Source organism: Abyssisolibacter fermentans (assembly GCF_001559865.1).
Lineage (GTDB): Bacteria > Bacillota > Clostridia > Tissierellales > MCWD3 > Abyssisolibacter > Abyssisolibacter fermentans.
The window spans coordinates 43,706-66,316 of sequence record NZ_LOHE01000055.1; the positions used below are offsets into that span (position 1 = coordinate 43,706).

Annotated in this window: 18 protein-coding genes; 2 read left to right on the forward strand and 16 right to left on the reverse strand. The window is 27.1% G+C overall.

Going from position 1 to position 22,611, the window contains the following annotated elements:
• The 11 genes from AYC61_RS09330 to AYC61_RS21225 form a co-directional block, all read right to left on the reverse strand.
• The gene (locus AYC61_RS09330; RefSeq protein ID WP_066500524.1) at positions 1–1,062 is read right to left on the reverse strand and encodes a radical SAM protein; all 1,062 of its coding nucleotides are present in this window, start codon (positions 1,060–1,062) and stop codon (positions 1–3) included.
• A 121-nt stretch (positions 1,063–1,183) separates the two neighbouring features.
• The gene (locus AYC61_RS09335; RefSeq protein ID WP_066500528.1) at positions 1,184–1,957 is read right to left on the reverse strand and encodes an alpha/beta fold hydrolase; all 774 of its coding nucleotides are present in this window, start codon (positions 1,955–1,957) and stop codon (positions 1,184–1,186) included.
• Between the two features lie 30 nt (positions 1,958–1,987).
• Positions 1,988–3,262 (reverse strand): metallopeptidase TldD-related protein, encoded by a 1,275-nt coding sequence (locus tag AYC61_RS09340; protein ID WP_066500531.1) that lies wholly within the window; start codon positions 3,260–3,262, stop codon positions 1,988–1,990.
• Positions 3,263–4,579 carry a metallopeptidase TldD-related protein gene (locus AYC61_RS09345; protein WP_066500534.1) on the reverse strand — a complete coding sequence of 439 codons (1,317 nt, stop codon included), beginning with the start codon at positions 4,577–4,579 and terminating at the stop codon, positions 3,263–3,265. It abuts the gene before it with no gap.
• An 82-nt stretch (positions 4,580–4,661) separates the two neighbouring features.
• Positions 4,662–5,972: a B12-binding domain-containing radical SAM protein gene (locus tag AYC61_RS09350; protein WP_066500537.1), complete on the reverse strand. Its 1,311-nt coding sequence runs from the start codon at positions 5,970–5,972 to the stop codon at positions 4,662–4,664.
• 106 nt (positions 5,973–6,078) lie between these two features.
• Entirely contained in the window at positions 6,079–7,392 is a 1,314-nt protein-coding gene (locus tag AYC61_RS09355; protein ID WP_066500540.1) for a B12-binding domain-containing radical SAM protein, read from the reverse strand.
• A 2-nt stretch (positions 7,393–7,394) separates the two neighbouring features.
• Positions 7,395–7,976, reverse strand: coding sequence for a hypothetical protein (locus AYC61_RS09360; protein ID WP_066500547.1), 582 nt, complete (start codon positions 7,974–7,976; stop codon positions 7,395–7,397).
• A gap of 21 nt (positions 7,977–7,997) precedes the next feature.
• Positions 7,998–9,335 carry a B12-binding domain-containing radical SAM protein gene (locus tag AYC61_RS09365; RefSeq protein WP_066500554.1) on the reverse strand — a complete coding sequence of 446 codons (1,338 nt, stop codon included), beginning with the start codon at positions 9,333–9,335 and terminating at the stop codon, positions 7,998–8,000.
• Positions 9,336–9,632: a PqqD family protein gene (locus tag AYC61_RS09370; protein ID WP_066500556.1), complete on the reverse strand. Its 297-nt coding sequence runs from the start codon at positions 9,630–9,632 to the stop codon at positions 9,336–9,338.
• A 45-nt stretch (positions 9,633–9,677) separates the two neighbouring features.
• Complete coding sequence (locus AYC61_RS09375; protein WP_066500559.1) at positions 9,678–10,976, reverse strand: B12-binding domain-containing radical SAM protein; 1,299 nt, start codon at positions 10,974–10,976, stop codon at positions 9,678–9,680.
• Between the two features lie 161 nt (positions 10,977–11,137).
• Complete coding sequence (locus AYC61_RS21225) at positions 11,138–11,305, reverse strand: hypothetical protein (protein WP_156456414.1); 168 nt, start codon at positions 11,303–11,305, stop codon at positions 11,138–11,140.
• 796 nt (positions 11,306–12,101) lie between these two features.
• On the opposite strand from AYC61_RS21225, the gene AYC61_RS22010 reads away from it, so the two are divergent.
• Complete coding sequence (locus AYC61_RS22010) at positions 12,102–12,236, forward strand: hypothetical protein (protein ID WP_275935229.1); 135 nt, start codon at positions 12,102–12,104, stop codon at positions 12,234–12,236.
• 238 nt (positions 12,237–12,474) lie between these two features.
• Here the strand turns inward: AYC61_RS22010 and AYC61_RS09380 are convergent, their stop codons facing one another.
• The 5 genes from AYC61_RS09380 to AYC61_RS09400 all read right to left on the reverse strand — a co-directional run bounded on the left by AYC61_RS09380 (position 12,475) and on the right by AYC61_RS09400 (position 20,377).
• Positions 12,475–15,024 (reverse strand): sulfatase-like hydrolase/transferase, encoded by a 2,550-nt coding sequence (locus AYC61_RS09380; protein ID WP_066500562.1) that lies wholly within the window; start codon positions 15,022–15,024, stop codon positions 12,475–12,477.
• Between the two features lie 87 nt (positions 15,025–15,111).
• Entirely contained in the window at positions 15,112–15,963 is an 852-nt protein-coding gene (locus AYC61_RS09385) for a metallophosphoesterase (protein WP_066500564.1), read from the reverse strand.
• Between the two features lie 255 nt (positions 15,964–16,218).
• Positions 16,219–16,668, reverse strand: a complete 450-nt coding sequence (locus tag AYC61_RS09390; RefSeq protein ID WP_066500568.1) for a YaiI/YqxD family protein — start codon at positions 16,666–16,668, stop codon at positions 16,219–16,221.
• A gap of 243 nt (positions 16,669–16,911) precedes the next feature.
• The gene (gene pbp4b / locus AYC61_RS09395) at positions 16,912–18,552 is read right to left on the reverse strand and encodes a penicillin binding protein PBP4B (RefSeq protein WP_066500572.1); all 1,641 of its coding nucleotides are present in this window, start codon (positions 18,550–18,552) and stop codon (positions 16,912–16,914) included.
• Between the two features lie 241 nt (positions 18,553–18,793).
• On the reverse strand, positions 18,794–20,377 hold the full coding sequence (locus tag AYC61_RS09400; RefSeq protein ID WP_066500574.1) for a DEAD/DEAH box helicase: 1,584 nt from the start codon (positions 20,375–20,377) through the stop codon (positions 18,794–18,796).
• Positions 20,378–21,282: 905 nt separating this feature from the next.
• Between AYC61_RS09400 and arcA the strand changes: the two genes are divergently transcribed.
• Positions 21,283–22,524, forward strand: a complete 1,242-nt coding sequence (gene arcA / locus AYC61_RS09405; RefSeq protein WP_066500576.1) for an arginine deiminase — start codon at positions 21,283–21,285, stop codon at positions 22,522–22,524.
• The last annotated feature ends 87 nt before the right edge of the window (positions 22,525–22,611 follow it).

The following is a 22,611-nucleotide window of genomic DNA, read 5'->3' on the forward strand; positions in this document are numbered from 1 at the left end:
TTAAAATACACAAATTCTTTTATCTTCAACTATTGATTGGTTCGAATTTCCTGTAATAAATTCATCTATCCGTTCTTCAACATATCGTTTTATTTCACCATTGTACCATATGTTCTTTCCATTTTTATTCCAATAATATTTTATTGCATTCTCTCTAATGTTTCCTATTACATATGGAGTAAAACAATTAAATTTGATATTGCCATCCGGTCTTATAACTAATATATCATTAACCTTACCTAGTTGTAGCTTTTGAGCTAGTATACTTTCTGGAAGTACTTGAACTTCCATTTTACCCCTATATTCGATGTATTTATGTTTTAGTATAGAATATATTTCACGACATTGTTCATCTGATAATTGTAGGTCAACAATTCTATCTTTAGCTCGTCCAGCTAGTTCAAACACTGATAATACTATCTTTTTTGCACCTAAAATGTAGCTTAAATCTATTATTTCTTCTAATTCTAAATAGTTAATATGATTTATTACATGTGAAATTACTAAAGGTATACCTGAACGTTTAATAATATCTGCTGCTCTTAACGCGTGTTCCCAACAATCTACCCCTCGTATCTTATTATGAACTTCTTCACTTGCACCATCAATGCTTACTTGCACCCATTCAAAATTATAATTTTTGAATTTTTTTACTAACTGTTCGTTAATCAAATAACCATTAGTATTCATACCTAACGCTATATCATATTTATCAAGTACATCTAAAATATCAAATAAAGCATCTCCTAAGAGAGTTGGCTCTCCTCCTGATAACACGCAACTAAATACATTCATTTCCCCTATCTGCCTGCAAACATTTTTCCATTCTTCAATAGTAAGCTCATTTATATTTGATTGTCTGCCTGAATTATTATAGCAGTGGATACATTTTTGATTACAACGAGCTAATAACTCTAAAGTTACATTGATTGGAGCATTATATTCATGGAAACTACCTAAATTATATTTTTCATTAATTTGAATTAATTTTTCAGTTTCTATAATCCCTTTTGTTGTATAAATAAAAGGAATTCTTTTTGTTAAAAATTCTATATAATCCATCAAATTCCTCCTTTTAGTTTTTATCTATGTTCTTATTTTTTATTACTTTTATATTTTTTACATCGCTCTAACGCATCAACTAACTTTTGTAAAATAGCTGGATTTCATGTATTTATTTTTTTTAACTGCCTTCTAAAATTTTTTTTATATAATCATTAAAATATTCTGCATTCTCTTGCATTACAAAAGAACCTTCATTATTAAACATTTTTATATGAGAAGAATCTAATACATTGTATCCATATTTTTCTAATATTTTATTAATCTTTCTTCTTCGCTTTGCAAAAATTTTACCTGATAAGACCACATAAACATTTTTCTTATTTATATAAGTAACAAAATCACTATAATCATCATTGATGATATCTAAAACATAATTTTTATATGCTTCTTCATTTATTATTAATTTGTTAAAGTATTCTTTATACAAAGTTCTATTTATAAACATTTTTTTTAAATGACTTTTAATAAAAGCTTCTGGTTGTTTTTCAATAACTCTAGTCAATTTTAATTTATAACTTTCTTTAACTGCTTTCTGTTTAGTTGCTACATTTACAAGTATCATTTTGCTAACAAAATCAGTTGTTTTAGCAAGCTGCAATCCTATTAAACCTCCTAGGCTATGACCAATTACATTTACTTCATCTATATTATGATCTTCTAAGTATGTTTTAAGAATTTTCGCATACTCTTTTATAAGCATACTATTTTTATCTATTATTTCATAGTTACCTTCATGCCCAAATAATCTGCAATTTATTATAGTATATTTATCTTCTAGGTGTTTACTTAATGCATCCCAGCATTTATATGATCCTAATAATCCATGTAATAAAATAACATAGGGAGCTCCTTCCCTATATTTTTCATGTTTAATAAACATATTTTCTACCATATTAACCCCTTTTCTTCTTAATTAACACCACTACAATTTACCTCTATTTACTATCTTTATATTTTTAAAAATAATACTTGGAAAATACATACCATCAACCATATTTTCATCTTTTAAAGCAGCTATATCACTGAATAGTTCATTAAAATTTATTTTAAAATAAAATGGCTTAAGAGGTATTCTTTCACCATTCCTTATCAATATATTAAATGTCGATAAAAAGGTATTCGTATATTCACCAGTACCAGACGTATTTATATAAACATAGTTATTGTAACTATTCAATTTATCTTCTATATTAAATATTAAATTGTTAAAACTTAGTTTTGGTTTGCCCCAATAATTTTTTTTTATCATATTTCCCGTAGGTATTAATTCGTATTTTACAGCTTGTATCATTGGTACTAAGCTACCAACCTTAGCACCATTTTTAACTAAAATAGTTGACTTTGTAGTATTTCCCTCAGCATCAAATAGTTTAGATCTAAATCCACCATCCATTTTACCATCATCAATCAAATTAATCTTATTGCTCATATGATATGTAACTTCTTTATTATGATAAAAGCTATTAATATAGTATTTATTAAATATGTAATAAAAAAAGAGTGGTGAAAAAACTACATCACATTTTTCTTCTTTTAATATCACAGACTTCAACTTAATGTATGGTTCAACATAATAATAAATTTTATTATATACTTTATTTGGATCTAATTCTGATATATCCATATAATGATCCTGAAAAATAAATATACTCTCTTCATTTGATTTATAGCCTTTTATACCTAAAACCATATTTAATGAAATACCATTACTTTTATAACTTTTTAATTGACATATGGGATTAAAGTACCATATCTGCTGAAAAGAATAAATATAACTTGCATTTTTGATTATTACCGATGTTTTAGATATTTTATCTGTTATTTCATTAAATATATTTATATGAGTATTTTTTGTTACATGTTCTAATCCTTTATTGTATATACCCCTAACGCTCTCGATTATTTTATTATTACAATACAATTGCTTATGTTCGTATTTTGATGCTTGGATTAATGCTCTATTTAATAGCTGAGGTAAGTTTTCAATGTCAGATTCTCTAGACAAGCTTACTTGTGCGTATCTATTATTTTTATCTAATACTCTAATACTAAAACCGCTTTCTTGACAATTACAACTATTAATGCTATTCATTTTTTTATCTATCTTAATGTATTTGCTGATACTATAAGTTATATCAAACTGAACAAACAATTTTGTATCTATTTTTGCAATTATTTCTTCAAAATATTTTTGCATTTATAATATCACCCCATAATCAAAATATATTCTTGGACCTCCTGCACCGACTACAACTTCCTGCCCATTTTTACTACACCATAATAACTTTATCTTAACTTCATTTCCTAATTTCGCCATAGATAAAGGTTTTTCTGTTATTTTCATCATAGTATCTTTAATATATTTCTCTTCACCGTTATTCATTATCTTTTTAGCTAATCTTATAGGCAAGTATAAGTTATTATTATAAAGCCTAATATTGTTATATAGTTTTTCAATTATTATACATTCACCTATATTTTTATCTAAATCATACTCTTTATAATGACCAGCTTTAATATATGTATTACTCATACGAGTAATAGGAGGATAACGGTAATCTTGCGCTCTACTATTACTCGTTATAAAACCTTTCTCTATATTTGTATTTAAATAATTTTTCTCATTACCATTCTCAATGATAACTGTTTGACTGCTTTTTATTCCACTATCATCATAATAATAAAGAACATTCCCGCTTAAATATGGATCATCAACAACGTTAAGCCATTCTAGTTTATTCAAATTATTATTTACTGCGACACCATTACCCCAATCTTTTTCATAATTATGTCCGAAAATTTCGTGAGCAATCATTCCAGTAGCAGTACTTGACATTAGAATGGGATATTTTTTTTTCTTCAATCCAAGAAACTTGCTATTATATAATTTTATAACCATTGCTAACCATAATCTTATTTCATGAATAAGCGATAGATTCTGTTTACTTAGCAATAATGTATCATTAATGTTTTGTCTGCCACCTTTAATAGCTAACTCAATATATATAAGTTCATCATCATCAAGTGCAATACAACACCCTAAATTATTAAAATAATATTTTTTTGTTCTTTTTACTAATAAATCTATCCATATTTTAATTTTAAAATCCTCTTTTAACAATTTTTCTAAACCTTTATTAATTTCATTTATTATAATTTTTGATTGTTCTATAGAATCCTCCATTTCACTCTTATCACTAAAAAGACTTGATACTTGAGGGTTATATATATGATTTATTGGCTTTTTTTCGAAACTTAATAATCTTTCTTTGTATTCTTCAAGACTTTGTTTTTCATTAAATATGGTAGAAGAATAATAGTGTTCTCCATTCATATCCCCTAGATACCATCCCGAATAACAATGATGGAAAACTTGCCTTATATCCTCTTTCCCACCATTTCCTATTTGTTGATTTACATTTACTTCTATAGTTGATTCAATTCTAGATTCAATGTTAATATCTTTATTATAATTAGCTAATATATTATAATACTTATCGTAATTAATATTCATACTATCCCCCCCTTGTTGAAAATTATATATGGATAGTTAACTCTATAACATTGAATTTAATCCTTTCTGAAGGTTATACTGCTTATATATATTCTTTATATGATGTAACATAAAACTCATTATATGCTTTATAATAAATTTCTCTTATAATTTTTGCAGATAATTCATTTGTTTCGCATACAACATCCATCCCATTGTACCGTTTCCAATCTTTTGTTAGTATGTTAACACCAATATCTTCTGCATGATTATAAACATATGTGCCTGGATAAGGAGTTAAAACAGATACTGATAAATGCACTCTTTTACTCGCTTTAAATTTCCTCATATATTCAAATGTTTCTTCAAGGGTTTGTACTGTGTCTCCTGGTAAACCAATAATAAAATTACAACATATATGTTCAATACCTACTTCTAATGCTAATTCAATAGAAGAATTTATTGTTTTAATATTAGTACCCTTACGTATATTAGCTAATGTTTTATCATTTGCACTTTCAACACCATATTGAATTGAGTAACAGCCCGCTTTTTTCATCAAAGTTAATAATTCTTTATCAACACCTTCAACTCTAGTTTCACAGTTCCAACGAATAGGAAGATTATTGTTAATAATTAGATTACACACATCGTGTGTTCTTTTCTTATTTACCGTAAAGGAATTATCTAAAATATTTATTTGAGAAATACCATATTTATGATAAAGCTCGTACATATCTTGGAAAACATTCTGGGTACTACGTTCTCTAAATCTACCAAATACACCTGAAGCAGCTGCACAAAATATACATCTACCTACACACCCTCTGCTTGTTATTAGCACTCCTTGCTGCTTATACCTATTTCTATTAATTTCACTATAATCAATTAATGGTATTTCATCTAAATCCATATACTCTCTATTTGGAGTTACAACAACTTTATCATTTTTCCTAAAAGCTATACCTTTAATATTCTCAAGATTTGTAAATTCACCATTGGAATAATTCTCTAATAATTCCTTCAATGTTTCTTCACCTTCATACCTTGAAACAATGTCAATCTCCTTATATTTTAATGCTTCTTCATAATTTATTGACACATGAGGTCCGCCTATTATTATAGGAATTTTGGGGTTTATACTTTTACATAGTTTAGCCATATTAATTGCCTGTATAAATTCATAAGTAGTTGCCGAAAGTCCAATGAATTTAGGTGATTTTAATTTAATAGTTTCTTTCAAATCTAATAAATCTTTATTATTTATAACATGACAAGCTTTAATATCATAACCATATTTCTTTAGATATGCTTTAAGAGTATAAATTCCTAACGGAGGTGTGTCTTGATCAAAACCACTAACAACTGGTTTATCTGAAACTCTGTATGGCACCTTAACCAAAAGTGAATCCATTAAAATTCCTCCCTTAATATATATATTTATTCAATTGAGCATTTCATTTTTAACTTGATATCGAAATTTTAAAAAGTTCTAATTTTCAACTTTATTTTAAAGTTAATTATCCTAAAGAAAACTGTTTACTCTGCATTAAAGTCGTTAATTCTTCAACTTGACGTGTGTATAATTTATGTAGTTCCCTTGATGAAATGTTAGGTGTTTCATATATTGGCTGATTTAAATTATAGTGAGACCAATTATTCGTTTTCATTTTAATTTTTTTCTTTATAATTTCTTTTTCTAATTGTGTACCAGGAAATGGGGTAGATATTTTTACTCCTACAAATGCACCAGCCATCACTAATTTTTTAGCAAGTGTAAAAGTGTTCATAATACTTTCCTTTGTATCTGTTGGATGACCAACAATAAATCCACAAAAAACTGTTTTTATTCCGCTGTCTAGTGTTAATTTTACAACTTTAAATACTTGTTCTACAGTTAATAGTTTTTTTATATCTTTTAATACCCTATCGTCTCCAGATTCTATTCCGTACTGTATTCCCTGACAACCTGATTCTACCATTTTATTTAATAAATCTTTATTAATACAATCAATACGAGATTCACAATCCCATTTTATATTTAGTTTTTTTAATAGTGAACATATTTTTTCTGTCCTTTTTCTATATACAGTAAATGTATTATCTATAAATGACAATTCTTTTACTCCAAATTCTTTATTTAACATTTCGATTTCTTCACAAACACTTTCAGATGATCTTATTCTATACTTACCACCCGACATAGCCTCAGCAGAACAAAAAATACATTTCCCTATACATCCACGACTAGTGAGTATTGTACCAAAAATTTTATACTTATCAGGTTTTAAAATACTCCTATCTGGAATTGGAATTTCATCTAATTCTTTAATGAGAGGTCTCTCTTTTGTTATAATAATTTCATCTCCTTTTCTATATGCAATTCCCTTTATATCATTCAATTGTCCCTCATTATTTATAAAATATTTTAATAGTTCTATTATTGTTTCTTCTCCTTCTCTTTTTATAACAACGTCAGCTAATGTTTCTTTCATTGATTGATTTATTGTAAAGCTAGCATGACAACCTCCATAAAAAATTATAAGCTGTGGGAATATTTTTTTTATTTTATTGCAAAAATACTTAAAAGAATAATAATTAAGTGTAAATGAAGAAAATCCTATTATTTTAGGCTTATTTTTTTTAATTATTTGAATAAGCATCTCTAGATGACTCTTAATATTACCAATACATGTATTTAGATCTAGTACTTCACTTTTGTAACCATGTTTTTTTATATTTGTATATAAATATAATAATCCCAGTGGAGGCATCTCAGCTTTATTTTTTACTACGATCTGTTCATTTGAAACTTGAACTAGTAAAATATCCATAGTCAACCACTCCATTTATAATTAATATTTTTTATTATCAAATCAAATAGCTTATAAACCCCTTTTTCATTTACATATTGATATATAATAAATCCATCTGAACCTTCTGATAATATGAAATAGTTTGCAAAATTAAAAATTGTTATCATAATAAATAAACCACTTAAAACTTTTAATGGGCTAACAATATATAACACTATTCCTATAATTACTGATAAAATGTCATAAAATATCGCATTGAATCTAACAAGTACTACAGCATCATCAATATTCTCTTGTATATCAATAGTATAAGTTATATAATATTTTTTTTTCATTATCACTAATTTAACATTTTGATTACTTATCTTTAGCTTTTTAACCATTCTATAATGTCCATACTCGTGATTTGCAGCCATTATACAATATAATAAGAAAATTAATACTATTAGTAATACTTTTTTCAAAACAACTATAAAAACAATATCCATTAGTAATAAAATTAGTATAATAAAACCTTTATCAATAACCATATGTTCTATTATGTTTTTAAATATAAAAAGCCATCCCAGTCCTTCACGAATATCATATTTTTTAATATTCACTTAGACACCTTCTCAAACTCATTAAATTCTATTTTTTGAAGACTGTTCGTCATATATAATCTCTCCTGCTCTTACATGCAGTTTTTTTATTTCTCTACGATTTAAGTTTTTCGTTTCAAATATACATTGATCAAGTGTATAATTACTCCATTCATTAGTAATTAATTTACAACCTAATCGTTGTAAATTTTTATATAAATAGGTTCCAGGAAAAGGAGTTGTAATAGATACACCTAATGCTACTCCTTTCGCTTTTAATTCCATCATAAAATCAATAGTTCTCTCGATGGATTCTTTTGTATCTTCAGGATGACCAATCATAAAACCACAGAATATATGTTCAATTCCTACTTTATTAGCTAACTTAACTGCCTTTCTTACTTGTTCTAAATCAATACCTTTATTTATTTTATTTAAAACAAATTGGTCACCTGATTCAACACCAAATTGAATACCTACACAGCCAGCTGCTTTCATTTCTTTAAGAAGTTCTTCGTCAACGCAATCTACCCTCGATTCACAATCAAAAGTAATTCCTAAATTAAGTTCTTTTAATCTTCTGCAAAATTCTATATTTCTCTCTTTATAAACAGTAAATGTATCATCTACAAAATTCAAATGTTTAATCTTATATTTATAATACATCTCTAAGACTTCACCTATTATATTTTCTACACTCCTAACACGTTGTGTACTACCTGACATCGCTGCTGCAGTGCAAAAAATACATCTACCAATACAACCACGACTAGACAGCATTATACCTGATGATAGATATCTATCTAAGTCAATTAAGTCTCTTGCTGGATAAGGCAGTATGTCCAAATTTTGTATGAATTTTTTCTTTTTTGTAACTTTAACATCTCCATCCTCAATGTAAGCAATGCCTTCAATTTGACTTAAATCTCCCTTTGATCTTAGATAGTAATCTAATACTTCTATTAATATTATTTCACCTTCAAACCTTATAACTATATCAATAGGATTAGTTTCTAAAGATTCCTTATAGGTAAATGTTGCATGAGGTCCTCCAAATAGAACAGGAGTAGAAGGACTTGTATTCTTACATACTCTTGATATATATCGAAATTCATTATAATCTGCAGTATAAGATGAAATACCTATAACTTTTGGATTGTTTTCTTTGATAAATTTTATAACAGCTTCTTTTCTTTTCTCTCTATTAGGATAAATTCCTAAATCTATAATATATGGATTATATCCTTTTTCACGACAATATGATGCCAAATACAATAAGCCCAAAGGGCACATCCTCAGCTTCATTTTTCTATCTCGATTTTTATTTGAAAATTTATATGTATTTGTGTCTGGAATCTGTAAAAATAATATATCTATCATTTATATCACCTCCTCAAATTCGTCAACATAAATTAAATCTTTTTCTAATAAATTTTGACAAAACCGTAGGACATCATCTATCACTTCTACTCTATTTTTATTAACTTTAAATTCTTCGCAAACTAACTCTCCAAGTTGTTCAATAGACATATCACCGTTTGAATATTCCCATATTAGACTTCCAACTAAATTTAAGGATATACAATTGGGTTTATAAACAATATATACTCTGTCATCTTCTGTATATTTCCATAATAATTGACAACGTATTGGCTTTGATTTTATTGTTAACTTCACAATTTCACAACCTTTCATTTAATAGAATCATTAACAATCTTATTTTTATGTAGTTAACTGAGCAGCTTTTACAAAATATTTTCTTAAAGTTTTCTCATTTAAATTTTGGGGAAATGAAGTTATTTCATTAAAAAAATACCTGCTCCATTTTTTGTGTTTTATTAAAATATTCAATTCCTCAGCATGATTACATAAGTAGGTTCCTGGAAAAGGTGTAGACAAAGATGTATATACATTAACACCTATATGTTTTAAATCTGTCATTAGTTTTACTGTTTCTTTTAAAGTCTTCTCAGTTTCGCCTGGTAAACCTAAAACAAACGTACAAAATACTGATTGCATTCCTTGATCAAATAAATGTTTAAGACGAATTGCTATATTGGTAATATCAATCCTTTTCTTTATAGTGTCCAATATCTCTTGATTGGATGATTCAATACCAATTTGAAGTCCTATACATCCGCCCTTTATCATTTCCTGCACTAATTCATCATCGAGCGCATCAATTCTAGATTCACAGTACCATGTTATTTCAAAGGGTAATTCTCTAAATCTTTTACATAACTTGATCACATTTTCTCTTTGTACTGTAAACGTATTATCTGCGAATAAAAAACTATCTATTTTATATTTTTGATATAAACATTTTATTTCCTCAATAATATTATCATTACTTCTTCTTCTATATTGTCCGTTAGACATAGCCCCTGCTGAACAAAAAATACATCTGCCTGGACAACCTCTACTTGTAATAATGGGGAAAAATTCCTTTGTATAATAGTTCATGTTGACTTTATTCCATAGTGGAAAAGGTATGGAATCAAGATTCTTTATCACAACCGTCTTTCCTGTATCAAATATATTATTATTAAGTTTATATACTATTCCACTAATTTGATCAAGGCATCCTTGTCCTTTTATAAGGTAATCTAATACTTTAATAAATGCTATTTCACCTTCACCTTTTATAACAATATCTACATCCATATTACTTAATATATCTTGTCCTATAAAAGTAGCATGAGGTCCACCAGCAATAATAGTACATGATTCATTGTATTTTTTGAAAATGGATGCAATCTGTTTAATGTTTTCATGAGTTGGTGTGGTACCACTTATACCTATAATCTGATATTTATTACTACTAGCTTTACTTCTTAAAATGTCCACCCAATTTTTATATATGCTTAAATCTAACACTTCTACTTCATAATCATATTTTTGAGCATATGAAGCCAAATAAAGCATTCCAAGTGGTAAATATTTGTAGAAATTATCCGTTTGACTGCTGCTAATCATTCTTGGATTAACAATCAATATGCAATTTTTATCTTTGTCCTTCATCCAAACCACCTTTATATAAATTTTATTTTTAATGTTATTTAAATCAATATTTTTTTATTTTTAATCGTTTATTTATATTTTCATGCATGTTCCACCTAAATATATTAGGTGAAACATGCTCTCTTGATTAGATTAAACTTTTGCTGATTATGCAGTTACAACTATTCTTCAATAACTTCTTTGTACTCATCAACCATTTCTGATATTAATCTCTTGTCAGAGGCTGTAGGTATAATAATTGCTGCTATAATACCTATAACTGCACCTGCTGCACCTGCTGCATCAGTTTTGCCTTCAATATGCATTTGTGGTTTCTCATAAGTAACCATATTTTATTCTCCTTTCTTTTAAATTTATTGAACAAAATTTATCATCATTCAATTTGTTCTAACTAATCTGCTAGATAGAACAATATTTCATTTACAGCGCTTAAGAACCACTAATTATAAATAAGCAAATTTTAGAAATAATAGCATATATCGAATCTCAAAACAAACTTAATTAAACATTTATAATATCTTTGAAATAATATAATTGAATTGTATATAATTGATTTATTTTGATTTTTTTGACTATAGTTAAATTTATATTTTTTGATAAAACAAAAATAGTATAGTTGTTAAAACTAGAAGCAGTATTATAAGGATAGGATATATTATGTATGAATTTTGATTTTTTTATTATTTTTTACATATTTGTATTTTAATATGTTTGTCTAAATTGTACTATCTTCCGTAATATAAGTCAAGCATATTTTACTGTTTTTTATAATAATTTCCATGTTATGCTAGCCCTATTATTATTTATTGATTAATGAATATATGTTATTAAAGCAATTTACAGTAATCATAAATTATTCTTTAACTTTCTCTTCCACCATTTATTTAAAAATATTTTCTATAAAATAAACACTTTCATTAAAATTATTAATTGTTATTGTTAATTTTTGACTAGTAAGCTATATTATGCTATTATAGAGTTATAGTTTTAATTCTTTGGTTTATAAATTCAAAATATTCTGACCCTATGCAGATCATACACGATTATCATATTCTTTATTTGAAAAAAGTACATAAACAACAAAAGATGCCCTATCTATCAACATATAACGAAAGGAGGGGTTCTGTGTTTTTAGGTCTTGCTTGGTATTGGTGGATAATTTTCTTGGTAATTTTTATTATAGCTCTACCACTGAAGATTAAGATGATGAAAAAGCTTACTAAAAAAAATAAAAATGATGACTATTACAATAATAATTAACTACTAATAATTATTTACCGTAAAATGAGTAGATGGTAATTGATTAATTCAATTACCATCTATTATTTTCTTAAGTACTTTGTATGAACTATGAATATATATTTATCATAGTAAATTTTATTTTTCCATAATTTGGTTTAATATAAAAAACAGAATTAAACATCATAAGTTTAATCCTGTTTTTTATATTAAACTATATATATCACTTCTTTAAATAAGTTACAATCTTTAAATGTTATTATTTAATCTGATTAGGCAATATATCATCTGTATAAAACCCATCTATACCATACTTATAAAACTCCTCAAGCTCACTAACCTCATTAACTGTATGTGTATAAGAAAATACATTTACTTCATCTAGCTTTTTAGGAAGCTGTGTCTTAGCTTTGTCTATAGGCATTGTAATCGCATAAACATCATGTCTTGTTACAAAATCTATTATCTGTTCATCACTATAATTAGACATGTATAGTGTAAGAATGATATCTTTATAACCTAATTCCTGTACTTTTATATATTCTTCTATATGATATATCTGAGGTATAATATTATCCAATACATCAGGATATTGTTCTTTAATTATTTTTAAGGCTTTAATATTATCTGCTTTTACATCAGTCACAATACGAGCATCTTTATGTTCTCTTAGCCACTTGGCTATATCCTCAATAGTAAGCTGATGCCATCCGTTCATCATTTTAAAGTTTTTGAATTCATCATAGCTGTATTTTTTTGACGTTTTCCCAAAAAACTTCTTAACAAACCCGTCCCAACTATGAAGACATACTAATTTTCCATCTGTTGTCCATTCAAAATCAACCTCTATTAGTCTATGTTGATTATCATAGCTTTTATTTAAGGCTTCCAAACAATTTGTATATGTATTACCATCTAACCTTCCACCTGCATGTGCTATTAATTTTTCTTTTTTTGCATTGCAATTTTCATAGTCTTTGTCATTTAGATTTAAATCTGATATTATTAAATTATTTTTTAGTATATAGTTTGATAAGTTTATCTGTTTTATAGCTTTTTCGTAGTCTTCTCTACAATTATTGGTATCTACTATACTCTTATCATTATAATTCCAAGCATAGCTGTGAGAAAATATACCATCTCTGGACATATTAAAAATAATATTATCTTTTATAAAAGATCCTTTAAGCATATATGTTTGCTGAGCTACAAAACCCTTGTTAGTATTAATTAAATCTTGCCCTAACATTATTCCTTTGCTATTATCTAAACCAAATAAATTTAACATAGTAGGATAGAAATCTAATTGACTTCCAACTGTATCTATTTTATCCTTTATGTCTGAATTTGGTATATGTATAATAAGTGGTATTCTCATCATTTCATCAAAATTATAATCAAACCCTAAATATTTTGTAAGATTAAGTTTATTTTCTTCGTCCATAGAAGATAATCCAAAATGATCTCCATATATTACAATGACAGAATCCTCATACAACCCTTGTTTCTTTAAAGCTTCAATAAAATCCCCAATAGCTTCATCTACAAAATTTATAGATTGAAGATATCTACCAAACAGTGTATTTTTATGTTCTTCATTTAGCTTTATTTTTATAAGCTCCTTTGGCATATCATATGGATGATGACTGGAAAGCGTTATCAAGAAAGCGTAATATGGATTTTTTAATTCTTTAAGATACTGTATAGATTGAGTCAAAAATTCTTTATCATTTACTCCAAAGCCTATTGGTTTCTTTGAAATATAGCCTTTAGCATCAATAAATTTATCAAAGCCTTGCTTAGGATATGCCTGCAACCTATTCCAAAACTCTCCTTTATAACCATGCAAAGCAATCGTATTATATCCTTTATCCTTTAACAACCATGGTAATCCATAATAATCATTACTGACATATTTAGTATATGTTTGACCATCCATAGCAGGATATAATGAATTATGAGTAGTAAATTCGGCATCAGATGTATTTCCTCTACCAAGCAACTGATAATATCTATTAAAGTAGATGCTGTCATTATTTATCAATCTATTTAAATTCGGTGTAAGCTCTTGATTATTATATTGCCTGCCAATAACAAAATTCTGTAGACTTTCTACCTGTATTACAATTAAATTTTTACCTTTTACAATTCCATTAAATTTATTATTTTTATTATTATTATGTGAACCTTTTAATGCTTGAGTTAAATCAAAATTCTCCTCATTTCCAAATAAGCTTACAAATATATCATTGGCATGATAAGTAAACACCTCTTGTTTTCTTAAGCTTATTTCTTCACTAGATTTATCCACAACTACTATAAATAAGAACCAAATTATACACATTATAAGCACGGGATACTTAGATTTTTTCATATTATTATAAAAATAGTACATTTTAACTTTTTTCTTATACTTAACTATTATATATGTAAATAGAAGTGGAATATCTAATAGCAATAAAAAATAAACAGGTTTTAATAAATATTTAACGCTGCTTGTTACTGGACCTAATTGACCAATTTGCCTTAAAACTACAATAGAAGGCAACTGATTGAAATATTTAAAAAATACAACATCTGCAAATGTTACAAATGAAAAAATAGTATAAAATATTATAAACAAACAATCTCTATACTTTTCCTTCAATAAATCAAAAACCATAAAAACAGTCATAGTAAATAAAACACCAGAAACTACAACAAATACATTAGTATTAAAATCAATAAACCTATAAAATATGCTTAATTTTAATGTAACAAGTAATAGAATAATCATCAATTCTCTTGAAATATTTTTATATTTTTTCATATACCTTCTCCTTGTTATTATCAAATTTTTAATAAAAACAACCTAGTATATAAATCTGCTAAACAAAAGATGACATTGTTTTTTATTTTATTTCACTTTTAGAATTATTGATACTAACTCAGGTCTGTTCCATATTCTTTGAGGTACTAAGCTATTTCCTAATCCTCTTGAAACTATCATAAATGAATTACCTTTTTCATGAATTCCTTCTGAATATTTTGGAAAATAACCTTGATTTGGCGCAATAACACCTCCTATAAATGGTATACGAACCTGTCCACCATGAGCATGTCCCGCTAAACTTAAATCAATATTGTATTCTGTATAAATATCAAAATTTTCAGGTCTATGCGTCAAAAGTATTTTAAAATTTTTATCATGTTTTTCTATTGAAGAACTTAATTCTTTTCTAATTATATCTCTTAAAATATTCTCTTTGGTGTTTTGAATAGCATTAAAAGCAGGATCATCAATACCTATAATTGTTACATCACTAGAACACTTTTTTATCTCCAATGATTCATTACGAAGTACAACAACTCCTGCATTTATCAGTTTCTTTTCTAGAGAGTCAAACTTACCTGACCACCCTTCATGATTTCCATTAACATAGTATATAGGTATTTCATTCTTTAAACCATTAATCAGCGTCATGCTTTTTTCTTCATCATATCTTCTTCTATCAATTAAATCACCAGTTATTACTACAATATCAGGGTTCTCATTTTTTATTTTGTTTATCAATATTTCATTATTTTTTCCAAATACTTTACTATGTAAATCTGAAATATGAATTATTTTAAATCCGTCAAATTCTAAAGGTATTTTAGTACTACTAACAATATGCTCACTTATAGTTATACAATTATTTTCAAAATACAAAAATACATATAAAACAGCTATTGCAACTAAACTAATAACTAATTTCCTGAATTTCATTAATAATCTCCAATCTTTACATATATCAAAAACATAAATAGAAAACTAAAATCTATGACTTTAAGCAGACAACTAAAATCTCTGATTTTAAGCAGAGAACTAAAATCTCTGATTTTATGTGAATCGCTTACTCATTCAATGAATGAGTTTCTGATTTGCCGCTTACTCATTTTAAAATGAGTTTCAAAAATAAATATATTTAACCTAAATTATATTATACAATTATTACTAATATAATACAAACATGTTAACACTTTATTTTTCTTTATTCATAACTTCTAAGCATAAATCTCTAAAAGCAATCTTGAATCTTTCATTATTTTCTTTCGTTCTCTTTTTATGTTTTCCACCTCTTTTACCCGCTCTTCTGTTTTCTTGTGATAGAAACCTTTCAAATAAAAGTCTGTCAATATTATTGCCATTATAAATCCTGCCATTTTGATTAATAGCATTTGCTTTTTTTGATAGAACAACAGCAGCAAGACCATAATCCTGTGTTACTACAATATCTCCTTCTGTTATATTATTCACAAGTACAATATCAACAGCATCTTTTCCTTTACCAACAATAACGACTTGAGAGTACGAATCATCTAAAGTATGGCTAGTATCTATATACATAATAACTTTAATATCAAGTTTTTTTGCAATACTTACAATTTCTTTCTTAACAGGACATGCATCCGCATCAACTAAAATTTTCAAACTATCACCTCTTACATATAATATCACAATGATTATAAGTATTATACAATTTTTTAAATATGTTCTTTTATTAAATCCACTTATGATTTTTTGTTATAATATACTTATATAAACATTACAGGAAGATAAAAGATGGAAAAAGCTTGATTCTTCAAACAAAACAAGGACTATCCTAAAATTTAAGATAGTCCTGCCTTAGTTTGAAATTGTTATATGCTATATTTTGAATTATATAAATATATCTTAATTTTGATTTTCTAAAAATGCTTCATAAACCATTGAAACTATGCTTCCGTAGCCTCCTGTTTGGAAAGCATCTCCAGCAAATTTTCCATCTTTAATTGTTGAATGTTTCTTATTTGTAAGAAGAACTATAGCTAAATCATATTCTGGATCTATTATAGTTAATGTTCCTGTCCAACCTGTATGTCCTATAGCTTGATTACTTGCATATGGTCCAAACATCCATACTTTACTCATATTTGCTGCTCTATTCCAACCTAATCCATATACATCATTATTGTATGATGGTTTAGCAAATTGATCTCCTACATTTGCATCATAGACTTTTACGTTGCCATATCCGCCTTTATTTAATACAAGCTGACATAATACAGCTAAATCTTCACTTGTTGAGAATAAGCCTGCATGACCTGAAACTCCACCCATGCTATAGAATGCTTTTTCATCATGAACTTCACCTTGTAATGTATATTTTCTTACATTTGGGAATTCTCTTGTATATCCTCTAGTATTACCAAACACCTCAGTTGCTGCACAAGCTTCTTTTTTAATACCTTTTTTAGTAGGATTATACATAGTTTTTTCTAAGCCTAACTCTTGATAGATGTTTTCTTCTACATATTGGTCTAATGGCTGACCAGTTACTTTTTCAACTAAAAACCCTAATGTCATAAAGCCTAAATCACTATACTTTGTAACTTTTCCAATTTCATTTTTTAAAGGTGCTTTGCAAATTAACTCGAATGTTTTTTCTTTATCTTGTGAATAAAATTCTTCTCCTAATGGGTTCCTTTTTTTATCTGTTGTATAGAATCTAATAGTTGAATCAAAACCTGAAGTATGTGTTAATAAGTGTCGAACCTTAATCTTTTCTTTATCATTGCCAGCAAATTCAGGGATATATGTACTTACATACTCCTCTAAATCTATTTTACCTTCACTAACTAATTTTTGAATAGCTAAGTTAGTAGCATACATTTTTGAATTTGATGCTAAATCAAACATTGTATCTTTTTCCATTTTTTCTGGTTTGTCTAATGTTACCCCTTGTTCATACTTTTTCTTATATCCATAAGCAGTATTTTTAACTATTTTACCGTCTTTAACTACAAGTAAAACTGCTCCTGGAAATCCATTTTTTACTTCATCATTTATAAATTTGTCAATTTTTTTAAGTTTATCTTTGTCAAAGCCTACTGTTTCAGGATCAGCATATGAAAGTGTAGGATATCCTATTTTGACATTAATGTATGCGTTTTCAGGTTTAACACCTAATACTTTAAGAGTGTTTTCTCCATTTTTAGTATACTTGCTTATATCTACCTGAAAAGCTTCTTGATTTTTTAAATTACTAGGTGGAAACGAAACTTTTTCTCCATTTATGTATATTTTTGCATAAGTTGCACCATGACTTTCAAGCATCATAGTACCTTCATTCTCATAACCTTTGAATACTCTTCTACTTCTAGCTAAAACTCTACTAGTTGGATTTTCTTCAGGAAAACGATCAGAAAACTGTGAGACAAACGTTTGCTGTTTTTCAGAAAAAGCTACTAAGTTATTATCAGCACATAAACCAAATGAACTAGTGAATAACATCACTACTACTACAAGCAATGCTGATATTTTTAATTTTTTCATAATAATACCTCCCTTTATTATTAAATACATTAAATTATGAAATAATATTTCTTTATTTATATTATATTATGATATATTATTTCTTTCAAGCACAAAAAAATAATTTGAATGTTTTTTAAAAAATTCCTTACACTAAAAAACATTCAAACCTATTTCGTATGTTAACTCATACTACTTTAACATCAAAAATAATTATTTTTATCAATGGAACTCATATTGAATGAGTTAAAATAATCAGTGATTATTTTTTATTTGCTGGTTCTATATTTATAGTTTTTCCCTTTATCCTATTATCTTTCATAGCATTCAATACTTTATTAGCATGAATTTTAGGAACTTCTACAAAGGTAAATTTATCATATATATCTATAGCTCCAACCAAATCTCCCGGTAATCCTGATTCACCTGCAATTGCACCCAAAACATCTTTTGGTCTAACTTTTTGATTCTTACCAATATTTATAAACAGTCTTACCATTCCTGGTTCTGCTCCAGTATCCCCAAAATCTAATTCTTCTTCTTTTTCTTCTTGTTTATGCTGTCCCATAACTATTTTCAATAATGAAGCTGCTACATCTATAGTATTAAAATCATCTTCTACTATTTTTTCAACTATATTAATTTCTTTTCTTAGACTTTCATTTTCTATAATATTTTTAATTTGATTTAAAATAGTACTTGTTTTAGCTTCTTCTACATCACTAACTGATGGAGTTCTTTCTCTCTTTATTTTAGTTTTTGTATACTTTTGGATATTTCTTAATTTGTACACCTCTTTGCCAGAAACAAATGTAAAAGCCTTTCCTTCTCTACCAGCTCTACCTGTTCTACCAATTCTGTGTACATAGTATTCTTCATCTTGTGGAACATCAAAGTTAAATACTATCTCAACGTCATCTACATCTATACCTCTAGCTGCGACATCTGTTGCTACAAGTATTTCTATATCTCCATTCCTAAATAAATTCATAACTCTATCTCTTTGTCTTTGTTTCATGTCACCATGTAATTTATCAGAAAAATATCCTCTACTCTGAAGCTGATCAGACACTTCATCTACTTTCATTTTAGTATTACAAAATACTAAAGCTAATTTAGGATTGTAAATGTCTATCAATCTTGATAATATCTCTAGTTTATTGTTCCTTTTCACTTCAAAATAGTACTGTTCAATGCTTGGTACTGTAAGCTTTTTATGTACCACTCTTACTGTTTCTGGATTTTTTTGATATTCTTTAGCTATTTCTAATATAGCCTTTGGTATCGTAGCTGAGAATAAAATAGTTTGTCTTTTTTCTGGTGTATCTTTTAATATTGTCTCAATATCATCTTTGAAACCCATGTTTAACATCTCATCAGCTTCATCTAATACTACCATTTGTAAGTTACCAACTTTTAGTGTTCTTCTTCTCATATGATCTTGTATTCTTCCAGGAGTACCGATTATGATTTGTGGGCTTTTCTTTAATGCATTTATTTGTCTTTGAATTGGTTGTCCACCATATATTGGTAATACTTTTGTATCATGTAGATATTTTGCCATCTTTCTAATTTCTTCAGCCACTTGTATAACTAATTCTCTTGTTGGACAAATTACCATGCATTGCACGCTTTTATCTTTTGGATTTATTTTTTCTAAAATAGGTATTCCAAATGCGGCAGTCTTACCAGTACCTGTTTGAGCTTGCCCAGTAACATCTCTCCCTTCTAAAATAAAAGGTATTGCCTTTGTTTGAATTGGTGTAGCTTCTTCAAATCCCATATCTCTTATTCCATGTAATAACTTATCAGATATGGTTAATTCCTCAAATTTGGTTGTCTTCATACATCTTCCCTTTCTACTGTTTATTTTTAATATTATAATGATAATAAATATTCAAAGTATAAATAGTTTAACCCAGATTAATCATATCATTCATATATTTCAATAACTAACTATAATTTATCATTTAAAGCTAACTTTTATTACGAAAAACTGAGTTACTACAAATAAGATTGTTTTTTACGAACATTACAGTCTTAATAATATAATACTCAAAATATTAAAAATTATTAAATACCTACTATATAATATCCTAATAATCATATATACACAAGATATATTTTCTAATAGTAGTTACAATCAAATTAAAAACTATATTTATATATTCGTATAATCACGTAATTTATTTATATTTTATACATAATTAACGTATTTACAAGCTTCTATTTAATTTAAGAATTTTGTTAAATATAATTACCATTCTCCTTTATTTCTTAATAATGAAGTAAGTTTTTATTTTATGACATTTGAAAATTATATCATATAATCCCTGATTATTCATGGAAAATCAAATATTCTATTATATCCTTCTGATTATAAAATGTCCATTAAATAACTGACATTCCAACTGTTATGCTTTCGATTCTAATCCAGAGTTATACTGCACACTATAGGGAGTTTATATGAACAATCAGGGATAATTGCATATAATGTAATAAAATTTTTTTATTTTTATAAATATTAATTATATAAGCTTTGTTGTAAAACGCTTTTACGAAATTGTGGTATTTTTCCATTATACAGAAATATATTAATATTTATTTTGTATATTTATGTATCTTATTGATGTTTATACAATTCAATCAACTTGACAAAGTCATCTACTCTGGTTATAATCGACTTATCACTTGTCCGATATTAGCTGATTAAGATTTTATACATTTTTTATTCATAAGGGGGAAAATAAATTGACCTGCAAAAACAGAGAACTAAATGTTTACTCTGAAATAGGAAAATTAAAAACTGTATTACTTCATAGACCGGGTAAAGAAATAGAAAATCTCACACCTAACCTAATGGAAAGATTATTATTTGATGATATACCTTATTTGAAGGTAGCACGTCAAGAACATGATGCTTTCGCAGACATTCTTCGAAGCAATGGGGTTGAGGTATTATACTTAGAAAAATTAGCTGCCGAAGCTATAGAAAATCATAAAATAAGAGATGAATTTGTGATGAATTTTATTGAAGAAGGTAATGTAAGAGGAAATGGATTAAAAAAACAACTACTAGATCATTTATCACAATTCAATAATCAAGAATTAATTGATACTTTAATGGCTGGAGTTAGAACAACTGATATAAAAAATTACGCTACCGTTTCTTTAACTGATATTACTACATCAGACTATCCATTTGTACTTGATCCTATGCCAAATTTGTATTTCACTCGTGACCCATTCGCAACTATTGGATCAGGTATTACGTTAAATCATATGAGAACTGAAACAAGGAATAGAGAAACCATATTTGCAAAATATATTTTTGAATACCATCCACGTTTTCAAAATTGTAAAGTGCCTATATGGTATAATAGAAACCAAGAATTATCTATTGAAGGTGGAGATGAATTAATACTTAATGATAAAGTATTAGCTATAGGAATCTCTCAAAGAACTGATGCTGGTGCAATCGAAAGATTTGCCTCTACAATATTTGCAAGTAATGAAGGCTTTGAAACTATATTAGCTTTTGATATTCCAAAGAAAAGAGCCTTTATGCACCTAGATACTGTATTTACAATGGTTGATTATGATAAATTTACAATTCATCCCGAAATTGAAGGTCCGCTAACAGTGTTCTCTATAACTAAGGATTCAGCTTCAGAAAATGGATTGAAAATTGTTAAAGAAGAAACTGTATTAGAAGAAATATTAAAAACACATTTAGGATTAGATTCAGTTACACTAATTAGATGTGCTGGTGGAGACCCAATTGATGCGGCTAGAGAACAATGGAATGATGGTTCTAATACATTAGCTATAGCTCCAGGTGAAGTAATAGTTTATTCTAGAAATCATGTTACTAATAATTTACTACAAGAACATGGGATTAAAATCCATGTAATGCCAAGCTCTGAGCTTTCAAGAGGTCGAGGCGGTCCAAGATGCATGAGTATGCCTTTGTTTAGAGAAAATTTAAAATAAAAATTATATAAGGGTTAAAAATTTGAATTATACAAAATTTTTAACCCTTATTTATTTATAAATTAATCAAAATCTTCATTTCAAACA

Excerpts from the sequence above, each read along its gene's own strand:
- AYC61_RS21225 (WP_156456414.1), bottom strand. The coding sequence starts at position 11,305 with ATGGTTACTTATGAGAAACCACAAATGCATATTGAAGGCAAAACTGAT.
- AYC61_RS09385 (WP_066500564.1), bottom strand. The coding sequence starts at position 15,963 with ATGAAATTCAGGAAATTAGTTATTAGTTTAGTTGCAATAGCTGTTTTA.
- AYC61_RS09400 (WP_066500574.1), bottom strand. The coding sequence starts at position 20,377 with ATGAAGACAACCAAATTTGAGGAATTAACCATATCTGATAAGTTATTA.
- AYC61_RS09335 (WP_066500528.1), bottom strand. The coding sequence starts at position 1,957 with ATGGTAGAAAATATGTTTATTAAACATGAAAAATATAGGGAAGGAGCT.
- AYC61_RS09340 (WP_066500531.1), bottom strand. The coding sequence starts at position 3,262 with ATGCAAAAATATTTTGAAGAAATAATTGCAAAAATAGATACAAAATTG.
- pbp4b (WP_066500572.1), bottom strand. The coding sequence starts at position 18,552 with ATGAAAAAATTAAAAATATCAGCATTGCTTGTAGTAGTAGTGATGTTA.
- AYC61_RS09380 (WP_066500562.1), bottom strand. The coding sequence starts at position 15,024 with ATGAAAAAATATAAAAATATTTCAAGAGAATTGATGATTATTCTATTA.
- AYC61_RS09345 (WP_066500534.1), bottom strand. The coding sequence starts at position 4,579 with ATGAATATTAATTACGATAAGTATTATAATATATTAGCTAATTATAAT.
- AYC61_RS09330 (WP_066500524.1), bottom strand. The coding sequence starts at position 1,062 with ATGGATTATATAGAATTTTTAACAAAAAGAATTCCTTTTATTTATACA.
- AYC61_RS09365 (WP_066500554.1), bottom strand. The coding sequence starts at position 9,335 with ATGATAGATATATTATTTTTACAGATTCCAGACACAAATACATATAAA.
- AYC61_RS09355 (WP_066500540.1), bottom strand. The coding sequence starts at position 7,392 with ATGGATATTTTACTAGTTCAAGTTTCAAATGAACAGATCGTAGTAAAA.
- AYC61_RS09375 (WP_066500559.1), bottom strand. The coding sequence starts at position 10,976 with ATGAAGGACAAAGATAAAAATTGCATATTGATTGTTAATCCAAGAATG.
- AYC61_RS09350 (WP_066500537.1), bottom strand. The coding sequence starts at position 5,972 with ATGGATTCACTTTTGGTTAAGGTGCCATACAGAGTTTCAGATAAACCA.